The sequence below is a fragment of the Burkholderia sp. Bp8998 genome, assembly GCF_003854235.1.
Lineage (GTDB): Bacteria > Pseudomonadota > Gammaproteobacteria > Burkholderiales > Burkholderiaceae > Burkholderia.
Map to the genome: position 1 here is coordinate 1 of NZ_QTQF01000083.1, position 10,164 is coordinate 10,164.

7 protein-coding genes and 1 pseudogene are annotated in these 10,164 nt (G+C 67.2%); 1 reads left to right on the plus strand and 7 read right to left on the minus strand.

What is annotated here, in order from left to right; translation table 11 throughout:
- The 7 genes from DIE06_RS36905 to DIE06_RS36935 form a co-directional block, all read right to left on the minus strand.
- Positions 1-1,331 (minus strand): ESPR domain-containing protein (locus DIE06_RS36905; protein ID WP_260433896.1); only part of this gene is annotated, 1,331 nt, incomplete at its 3' end.
- A gap of 842 nt (positions 1,332-2,173) precedes the next feature.
- Positions 2,174-3,076, minus strand: coding sequence for a ferritin-like domain-containing protein (locus tag DIE06_RS36910; protein ID WP_124665633.1), 903 nt, complete (start codon positions 3,074-3,076; stop codon positions 2,174-2,176).
- Positions 3,077-3,168: 92 nt separating this feature from the next.
- A complete protein-coding gene (locus DIE06_RS36915; RefSeq protein WP_006749916.1) occupies positions 3,169-3,387 on the minus strand; it encodes a hypothetical protein in 219 nt (72 codons plus the stop codon).
- A 224-nt stretch (positions 3,388-3,611) separates the two neighbouring features.
- The gene (locus DIE06_RS36920; protein ID WP_124665634.1) at positions 3,612-4,262 is read right to left on the minus strand and encodes an NADPH-dependent FMN reductase; all 651 of its coding nucleotides are present in this window, start codon (positions 4,260-4,262) and stop codon (positions 3,612-3,614) included.
- Positions 4,263-4,562: 300 nt separating this feature from the next.
- Positions 4,563-4,868: an NIPSNAP family protein gene (locus DIE06_RS36925; RefSeq protein WP_124665635.1), complete on the minus strand. Its 306-nt coding sequence runs from the start codon at positions 4,866-4,868 to the stop codon at positions 4,563-4,565.
- Positions 4,869-5,086: 218 nt separating this feature from the next.
- A complete protein-coding gene (locus DIE06_RS36930) occupies positions 5,087-6,442 on the minus strand; it encodes a DUF3999 domain-containing protein (protein WP_124665636.1) in 1,356 nt (451 codons plus the stop codon).
- Positions 6,439-9,432, minus strand: coding sequence for a DUF2339 domain-containing protein (locus DIE06_RS36935; RefSeq protein WP_124665637.1), 2,994 nt, complete (start codon positions 9,430-9,432; stop codon positions 6,439-6,441). Before DIE06_RS36935 ends, DIE06_RS36930 begins: the two co-directional genes overlap by 4 nt.
- Before the next feature lie 359 nt (positions 9,433-9,791).
- On the opposite strand from DIE06_RS36935, the pseudogene DIE06_RS39335 reads away from it, so the two are divergent.
- Positions 9,792-10,164: pseudogene (locus DIE06_RS39335) on the plus strand (glycine betaine/L-proline ABC transporter ATP-binding protein); the annotation flags it as partial.

Here is a 10,164-nt window from a genome sequence, read left to right on the forward strand (position 1 = left end):
GATTGCGAGGGGGACAGGGACGAGATCGAGCTATTGGCTGACGACAAGCCGGTCGACGTGGAGGTCGACAGCGAGGCGACCGAGCTGTTGGTCGAGCTGAGACCCGTGGACAGCGAGTTGATGCCCGTTGAAGTGGACGTGGACAGGGAACTGATCGAGCTATTAGCCGACGACAGGCCAGTCGACGTGGAAGTCGACAGCGAAGCGACCGAGCTGTTGGTCGAGCTCAGGCCGGTCGAAAGCGAGTTGATACCGGTCGAGGTCGACGTGGACAGGGAGCTGATCGAGCTATTGGCTGACGACAAGCCGGTCGACGTGGAAGTCGACAGCGACCCGATCGAGCTGTTGGCCGACGACAAACCGGTCGAAGTAGACGACGACAACGAGCTGATCGCGCTCGTCGTCGTGCTCATGCCGGTGCTGAGCTGGGCCACTGTGACCGCGTCCTGCGGTGCCGAGCCGTCGGCGACGTTCGTGATGCGGCGCAGGGCCGTCGAACTGCCGACCGACACTTCCGACAGCGGCGCTGCGCTGCCCGTCAGGTAGCCCGTTCCCGTCGGCGCTGCCGCGCCGGTCACGCTGCCCGCGCCGATCGCGACGCTGGATGCGTAGTTGGCCGTACCGCCGAGCGCGATCGCGTTCGTGCCCGTTGCCGTCGCGCCATTGCCGATGGCGGATGCGCCGGAGCCGGCTGCGGTGGCCGCCGAACCAAGCGCCGTGCCGTTGGTGCCGGCCGCCGTGACGGTCGCGTTCGAGCCAATGGCGATGCCGGACGTGGTCGCCGCGTTGACGTTCGAGAAGCGGCCCAGTGCGATCGAGTTGGTACCTGCCGCCACCGCGCCGCCCGTGCCCGTGCTGTTGCCGCCGCCGATTGCGATCGAGCTGGAGCCCGATGCCGTCGAATCGTTGCCGACCGCGGTCGCGCCCGTGTTGAGCGCCTTCGCGCCGGAGCCGATACCGATCGCGCTCGACCCGCTCGCCGTCGTTGCTTGACCAAACGCCTGGGAATAGCTGCCCGATGCCGTCGCGTTCGCGCCAATCGCAATGGAGGTCGCGCCGCTGGCCGTCGTGGTGCTGCCGCCGCCGCCGCCGATTGCAATCGCTTGCGTACCCGTCGCCGACACGGCGCCGGACGAACCGGTGGTGAAGCCGCCCGCACTGTACTGCGCGTGCGCGACGTTGCCGACGGTCGCCCCTGCGACAAGCGCAACGGTCGCAACGGCCTTCACGACGGCCGACTTGTTCGGCTTGCCCCGTGCCGAATCGTGCTCGGATGCCGCGACCCAGGTGCCAAGGGCTTCGTTCCAGATCGAGCGGTAAGTGCGGTTCATCTCCAGCTACCTCCAAATAAGCACGCAACACACACGGTCTCTTTCGTTAGATGAATTGCCGTGCGCACGCGCGAATCTCAAAATTGATGGGCGGAGTTTATTTGAGGTGATATTTGGAGATTGACAAACAGTGAAAAATTGGAGGTTTTGAAAGTTAAAAAATAGTCAATGCATCGTGTTTTGATGTATTGGCGTGTAATGAATTTGAAAATATGAGGAATGTAGAGTGTAGGGTTTTCGGAGGCATCGGCTGACGCCGTTAATTTTGATAAAAATCAATGACATGTGGTGATTTTTTGTATCTATGCGCACTTTTCCAACCTCAAAAAGTAAGACAAATGAAATGGCAAACGTTTGCGCGAAGTTTGTGCCGTTCTGAATTGTAATATTCTCTGGGGGTGTTAATTGGAATGAATTTCGTTGGATTATTAATTTGTTAATTTGATTGTTTGTCCGGATTTTTAATTATATTTACTGACCTTTGTTGAAATCGAAAAAACATGAAACGCGGTCCGCCGGGATATGCTGATGTGCGCATCTCGCCGCCTGCGCTTGCCCGTGGGACGGGCCTTCCACGGCGTCCAATCTCATAAAGTTGTAAAAAAGTGCTACAGGCGCATCGACCCTGCAATTGGGATCTCGCTTTCGAATCCGTTCGATTGGCGGCATTCCATATAGTGGGTCTGGAGCCGATTGGACAGGGTGCCGGATCACCGGCGCGGGACAGGCTTGCAATCGTAGCCGGTCCCGACGGCGGCGGCACATCGTCCCGGACAAGAGCGGGAGGGTTGCCATGCGCGCCGGTCCGCGCCACCTGCAACCCGCCGCCCGGCGCCGCGGCGTTATTTCCGCAGGAAGCGCAGCGCGAGGCGCGCCATGCGCGGCACGAACATAGGGCGCAGCAGCCGTTTGTCGTACCCGGCCATCCGTCGGTCGTTCTCGCTGAGGCACAGTTCGATCAGGTCGCGCGGGTTGAGCGCATCGCCGATGTCGGCGGTGCTCGTCGCCGGAAAGTTCGCGTCGTGCGCGACGCCGTCCGCATCGATCCCGCGCGCGATCCCGATGCGTTCCCGGATCAGGTACGCCCACACGGCCGCGACCCGTGCGAAGAACCACGGCCGGCGCCACCACGGCAAACTCCGCCAGTACCACGCGTACCAGTTCACGAAGAACAGGATGTGCCGGCCTTCTTCCTGGATCACGGGCTCGAAGGTGTCGACGAGTTCGGGCGGGAAATAGCCGGAGCGCTGCGCGGAGCGGAACAGGCCGAACGCGAAGAAGCTGTCGATGCACTCGCTGAAGCCGGTCACCATCCACGACCATTCGGGGTCCGTCGGCGCCGGATAGGCCGGTTCGGGGGCGAGCTTGATGCCGTATGCCTGGACCAGTTTCGACAATACGACCTTGTGCCGCGCCTCCTCGCCGCCATCCATCTCGAGCGCCCGGCGCAACAGCGGATCGCCGACGGTGGCCGCGAAAGTGGCGACGCGGATCGACGCGCGGCCTTCGGTTTGCACGGCGATGTCCCAGATCGGCAGCGACGTGAGCCGCTTGAGTTCGTCGGGCTTGAGCGGCGGCCAGTCGATGACGGCCGGTTTGTACGGGTTGTGCGTATCGAGCAGCATGCGGCAGAACATCTGCCTGTGCGCATCGGAACCGATCCTGACCGGACCCTGACGCTCGAAGGTCCAGTTGCGCATGGTGTGATCTGCCGCTGCATGCGCTTGCTGCAGCGTGTCGGACATGGCTGTTGTTATGCGATTACGAGACGAAAGATTCTTGCATAGCTTCCGTAATCGCGTATTTTCGAGCGGCCTTGCGCTGCCGCGCGCCGCGTTCAGGCCTGCGTGTCGACCCAGAGGCGTCCCCAGCGGGACGCATACGCGAGCGCGTGTTCCTCTTCGAAGAAGAAATCGATCGCGTCGAACGACACGGCGCGCGGTGACGGACCGCCGCTCGCCTTCTCGATCGTCAGGTTCGCGGCGAACAGCCCGTTCGGTAGCCGGGCGGCGGCGGGGGCGACTTCATAGCCCTTGTAACGGATCGTGCGGTTCATGGCGTGCGCAGGGAGGATTCGGGCTTTCAGCGTACGAAAACCCGCGGCCCGCGTGAACCAATCTTTCGGCCAATGCAAATCACGTGGCGGGCCGAATCGTTATCGGCGCGAGGAGCCGGCATGAAGCAGGGCGTGACGGCGCGATGCGCGCCGGACCGTCGGACACGCGCTGCCCGCGCGCGGCAAACGTCGTCGGCCGGGCGCGGGCAGCGGGGAGGCGGAGGTTACTGGTTGGCGATCTTCAGGACGGGCGCGAGCGCGTCGACCGATGCGGCATGCGTGGCCGCGCGATGCGACGCGAACGCAAGCGCGAATTCGGCGGCCTGCGCGCCGACGGTCTCGAGCTGGGCGACGACCTTCGGATCCGAGCAGTTGTCGGCGCTGTCGAAGCGCGTTTCGAGCGTGTTTATGGTAGCGCCGAACGGGGTCGGCCAGCCGCGCAGCGCATGGACGATCGAGCGCAGCGACGTCAGCACGGTGCCGGCGGCTTGCCAGCCGTAGGCCGTGACGATCAGGCCGACCGCGCGGCCGTCGAGGTACGGACGCTCGTCGGCGCGCAGTTCCTCGAGCGTGTCGAGGGCGTTCTTCACGAGGCCGGACACGCCGCCGTGATAGCCGGGCGTCGCGATGATGATCGCGTCGGCTTCGCGCACGGTGTCGATCAGTTCTTGCTGCGCGTCGGTCAGCGTCTTGTGTTCGGGGGCGTAGTGCGGCAGCGTATGCAGGAACGGGCCGTCGAACAGGCGCGTGCGTGCGCCGGCGGCTTGCGCGCCGCGCAGCGCGAACGACAGTGCGCGCTCGGTCGACGACGCGGCCCGGGTGGTGCCGCCGATGCCGACCACGAACGGGCGGCGGTGTTGATCGAATGCAGTCAAGGGGCGCTCCTTGGAGATGGCTTGCCCGGCTAAGCACAGGCTTAAAACCAGATGGTAACGACCCCGCCGCCACTCTGAAAACGACTTTTCGTTCTATCGATATGCCATGCACGCGGGGCGAGCCTGCGCGCGGCGACGCAGATGGATAGCAGAAATGCTTGGTTGGGGCGGCGTGCCGCGCTCGATAAGATGGGCCCGTCTCCTCCATGATGTCTCTACTGACATGGGTTGGCCCCGCCGCGCGGATGCAGGCGGGGCTTTTTTTCGTCCGGCGCCGGAAAGGGGGCGCGATGTGCGGGGTTACTCGAACACCGGCCGGAAGAAGCTGCGCTCGTAGCTGACGATGCAGCGCGTTTCCTCTGCATACCGGAACGCGGCCTGGCAGGCGGGATCGGTCTTCGAGCGTTCGCGGTAGCGCTCGTATTCGGCGAGGCTCGGGAACGAGAACATCGCGAGCGCGATGTTGCTCGCACCTTCGGAAGGCAGGAAGTAGCCGTGGTGCGTGCCGCCGAATCGCTGGACGAGCGGAATCCACATCCTGCCGTAGGCTTCGAACTGCTCGAGCTTGTACGGATCGATGACGTAGCGAAGGAAGCAGGTGACCATGGGCGCTCGCGGTGGTGTGGGGATCAGCGAGTCTGGATCGCGCCGCCGGGTGTGTCAACGAGGAACCGGTGCGCTCGCGCGGGCATCGCGAGTACGGAATCGCACGCGCGGAATGGCGTCGTTGACGACGTGCACGTCACGCATCGACCGGCCTGGGTCGTTACCGGCGTGCTGGCGTGGCCTCACTCGTCGCTCGTTACCGGCGTGCTGGCGTGGCCTCACTCGTCGCGATTGCGCGTGTCGCCGCCACCGCCGCGCGCGAGGCGCCATGCGATCGTGCCGAGCACGCCGACCGCGACGACCAGCGCTCCCCACAACACGTAACGGCGGGTCGCATCCCGATCGGCGGCCAGCGTCGGCGGGACCGGCGAAACCGGCAGCGCCGCGCCCACGCGGGCGGGCCGCACTTCCGGCGCCATCCCGACCAGCAGCGCGTCGCGGCTCACGGCCGACGACGGCAGCGACGCATTGCCGACGCCGAGCGTGAACGGCGGCGTGCCGCGCGCGACGAAGGTCAGGGCGGCCGGATGCCAGCCGACCGCGACGGCCGGCTGGCCGCCGCCGAGCCCGCCGTTGCGCATGTCGACGACGATCCGCCACGCGCGATCCGGATTCGACGCGAACGCCAGCGGCGGGTTGCGCTGTTCGCCCCCCTTGCCCTGCAGCCGGAACAGCACTGCGCCGGCGACCTCGCGCCACGGCGTCTGCGCATCGGGGCGGCTCTGCAGCGTTGCGCGCGCAACCGTATTCGGCTGCGGCAGGTCGATGCGCACGCGGTCGACCGGATACGCGCCGTCGGTGTCGAACAGATACTCGCCGGGTGTGCTGCCGGCCCGCACATGCACGGCGTCGCGCCACTGGCGCGGCACGGCCGCGGTGTCCGTCGTGCGCGCATCGCGCGGTTGCGTTTCGATCTCGATCGACCCGATCGCGGGCGCGCCGTCGAGCCAGTCGAGCCGCAGGTAGCGCGGCGCCGTGCCCTCGAGCGCGATGCGTTCCTGCACCAGCAGGTCGCCGCCGCGGCCGACCTTCAGCAACTGCGTGCTGCCGAGCGAGCGCCAGCTGCGCAGGTCATCGCTCGCATCGACGGCGACACGGCCCTGGTAGCTGTCGTCGCTGACATGCACGAGCAGCGCGTCGACCTCGCCGCTCGCGTGCGACAGGTCGACGAGGTCGGCCGCGTGTTTCGCGCGAGCCGGCGCGGTGACGGCCGCGCGCAGCGAGCCGTCCGGCGCGACCGACACGCCGAGCGGCGCGTGACCGTCGTCGGCGCGGGCAGGCGGCAGCGGGAACCAGGGCACCGGTGTGCGCGATGGCGGCACGGCGGCGACCGCAGGCGCGTCGAGCGAATACGGCACGGGTTCGCCGGCGCCGTTGAAGACGCGCACGTCGCCGAGATCGTCGCGCCGGCTGGCCGCATACACGGCCTGCGGCACGGTGAGCTGGTAATACGCGGCGCTGCCGTCGAGATCGAGCGAGAAGCGTTGAGTGACACGTTCGGCGCCCGGCGTGCCGTCGGCCGCCGCGAACGACGTCAGCAGGCTCAGGCCGAGCAGGGCTGCGAGTCGTTTCATGGTTGGGTGTCGTCCCGTTGGGCCGCGGCCTTCGGCGGCAGCGGCGAGAAATAGCCGATCAACAGCAGCAGTATGCCGATGCCGATGAACGACACGATGCGTTCGATGCCGGTGACGTGCGACAGGTCGAACAGGAACAGCTTGATCACCGTGAGCGCGAGCAGCGCGGCGCCGACGAACCACAGCGGACGCAGCCCGCGGCGCGTGGCCCAGATCATCGTCGCGAGCGCGCAGAGCGTCCAGTAGACGGAGACCGACGCCTGCACGAGCGTCGATTCCGCCATCGCGTCGAATGCGTACGGCACGCCGGTCCAGTGATGCAGCGTGCGCAGCAGCAGCGCGTTGAACCACAGGAACACGGTCGCGAGCGCCGCCAGGTCGATCGCCAGCGGATGCCAGGTGACATCGAGCGCCTTCAGGCGGCGCAGCCAGGTGGCGCACGCGACGAAAATCAGCAGTTGCGCGACGTCGAGCGGATTGAGCAGCGGCAGCCAGAGCAGCGGCGACGCGTCACCGTCGCTCGTCACGCTGGCGATGCTCCACAGCCACAGCAGCGCGGCGAGCGGCGCGGCTCCCCACACCTGGTACGCGCGCGGGAACGCGGCGACGGGCCAGCGCAGGCGCGAGCCGGGGCCCGCCACCAGCAGAAGCAGCGCGCCGAAGCCGTAGGCCCACGCGCTCCAGCTCCATGCACCTTCGGGCACGAACGCGCGCAGGCGCCAGAAGCCCTCGAGCGAGAACAGCCCGCACAACGTCCAGAACATCAGCGTGTGCAGTGGCGCGACCACCGGGACGGGGATGGCCGACACGGCGGACGCGCCCGTCGTGCCCGTTTCCGGACCGGCGGCCGTCTTGCCGCGCGACTGACGCAGCAGCAGCACATAGCATGCGACGACGGCGATCGGCCACGCAAACGCACCCATGCCCGACAGCGGCGCTTCATGCGAATCGAACGCACGCAACGCGAGCAGCGCGAGCACCGGCGTCAGCGCGAGCGCCGGCCATTCGGCGATCGGCCAGGCGAGCTTGCGGCGCGCGACGTGTGCAAGCCACGCGGTGCCGGCGGCGAACAGCGCGGTCGCGTCGACGACGAAGCGGTCCGCGTGCAGATCGACGTGACGGCTCGCGTAGACGAGGATCTCGTGCAGCCCGCCGCTCAGCCACCACAGCAGCCCCCACGCCGCAGCGGCCGCGCCGAGGTCCGGCATCCACGCATGCCATGCGCGCGCCTCGTCGCGCCCGTGCAGCCACCAGCCCGTGAACAGCCCGGCTAGCGCGATCAGCAGCATCGCGATGTATGCGCCGTTGAGCACCGGCAGCGTGTTGGTGTCGGCCGGCCCGAGCAGGCTCGTGAAGAATGCGCCGGCCGCGGCAAGCTGCATCAGCAGGCCGAAGCCGAACGGCGCAAGGCGTTTCTCGCGCACGCCGACCCACACGATCGCCGCGCCTTCGATCGCCCATGCGGCACTCGTCGTCGGGCCCGAGAACGCGAGCGGCACCGCGAGCGTCGCGAAGATCACCGCGAGCGCGAGCATCGCTTCGAACAGCAGCGCGAGACGATCGCGGCGCCGCGCGAGCCAGGCGGCGACCGCGACGTAGAACGCCGACAGCGCGACCGCGCTCCACGCGAGCCCGAACGGCATGTCCTTCACGAGCGACGCCTGCAGCGCGGTCGCGACGATCGGCGTGCCGAACACGAGCGTGCCGTCCACGTAGTGGCGCAGCGCCAGCTCGCGTTTCACCGCGTACAGCAGCGCGATGCCGACATACATCAGGAAGAACACGATCAGGAACGGCTCGGTGGTCGCGAACAGCGCGGGGCGGTATGCCGTCACGCCCCACGCCGAGCCGATCGTGAACGTGAACACGAAGCCCAGCAGGTTCAGCGGACGCCAGGCCTTGAACCACGCGATCGCGAAGATGCCGGCGTTCAGTAATGCGTAGTAGCTGAACAGCGCGACATGGCTGCCGTGGCCGGTCGACAGCAGCACCGGCGCGAGAAAGCCGCCCGCGCTGCCCATGAAGGCAAGCGGCAGTGCGTTCTGCTTCACCGCGAGGAACGCACTCAGCGCACACACCGCGACCATCAGCGGGAACGCCGAGCCGACCGGCAGCAGCGCATAGAGCTTGGTCGCGGCGAAGATCGTCAGGTACAGGATGCCGATGCCGCCGCCCTGCAGCACGAGGCCGTACGCGGCGCGGCGCGCACGCACGCGCCAGCCGATCGCGAGCAGCGCGGCCGCGGCGAGGGCCGTGCCGGCCAGGCGGAATTCGATCGGCAGCATGTTGTTGTCGGCCGCGTACTTGAGCAGGAATGCGACGCCGAAGAACAGCACGATGATGCCGACGCGCACGACCGTGTTGCCGCCGAGCAGCCAGTCGCGCGCGGCGCGGAACGCGCGTTCGGCGATGTCGGGTTCGCGCGGCTTCGGCGGGGCGGGCGGGGCAGGGCGGTCGGGCGCTGCGGGTGCATTCGCCGGGGCGCCGGCGGCGGCGGTCGCTTCGCTCGTCCGCGCGGCGACGGCCGGTGCGGGCGCCGGTGTGGAGGTCGACGACGACGTGCCGGCGCGCGCGACAGCGGGCTGCACGGATGGTCGAGGCGGGATCGCAGCGGGCGAAGGCGTGATTGTGGCGGGTGTGACCGACGGTGCCTGCGCAGCGGTGCCGGTCGCGGCGGCACCGGCCTTCGCGCCGGCGAGCTGGCCGCGCAGTACCTCGAGTTCGCGCGTGAGCGCGTCGACCGTCGCTTCGAGGCGCGCGACGCGTTCGGCAAGCGGCACGAGGGGTGGTTGCGGCGTCGCGGTGGGCGCGGAAATCGCGAACGCATCGGGTGTCGCGCCGCCGCTCTTGCGCTTGTGTTGCTGCAGTGCGTGGCCGATGCAGAACCCGACAGCCGCACCGAGCAGCGTGCCGTTGGCGGCGGAGAAATTCCCGAACAATGCGGCGATACCGCCCACGATGAAACCGATTGCGGCAAAAGCCCAATTCATCGCCTAGCTCCCTCTCTCATTTCGTTATCGTCCTTCGATCGTCGCGCGGCCCGATCGAGGTTTCCGTATGGCCGGCAGGCGAACCGGCATGCACGCACCGCCGGCGCAGTGTCACGCGCAGGGCGCGTGGCGACGTCGCGATCGGTGTGGTTGCCGGCAATGTATCACAGCGGTCATGCGGGATTTTCTGGGTTGCGGGCAGGGGGCGAAACGTGACTGTCGCACCTTCGAGATGGGGGTTTTTCGTACGACCATTCTTTTCGCCTGCGCGGGGCGTGCGATCCGGTCCCATCGGACGTGAAATTGTCGCAAAGCGACGTGCGCCTGCTGCGAATTGGCGCAAAACGCCGCCGCGTTTGCGCTGCGCTGCTGCGCACAAGTTCTGCCCGCGATGCCCGCCAGTGCAGGCGATGCGCGTATTGCATCGCCGCAATCGGGTGCCGCCACGCGCCGCGCGCCGCGTGGCGGGGCTGACGGGCGTGTCGTATTTGCGCAAGCGTTTGTCGTAATTCGTCGGCAGGCCGGGGTTTTTTCTAGCAACTATGTAGGCACGCTATGACACGCGTGAGTCCCCGCTACACGAGGAGAAGGTTTCGATGGATGCCCCCAAGGTCGTGGTCGAAGGTCTGTGCAAGGTATTTGGAAGCAACCCGCAGCAGGCGCTCGACATGCTCGCTGCCGGCGCGACGAAGGACGATGTGCTCAAGCGTACCGGTCAGGTCGTCGGCGTGC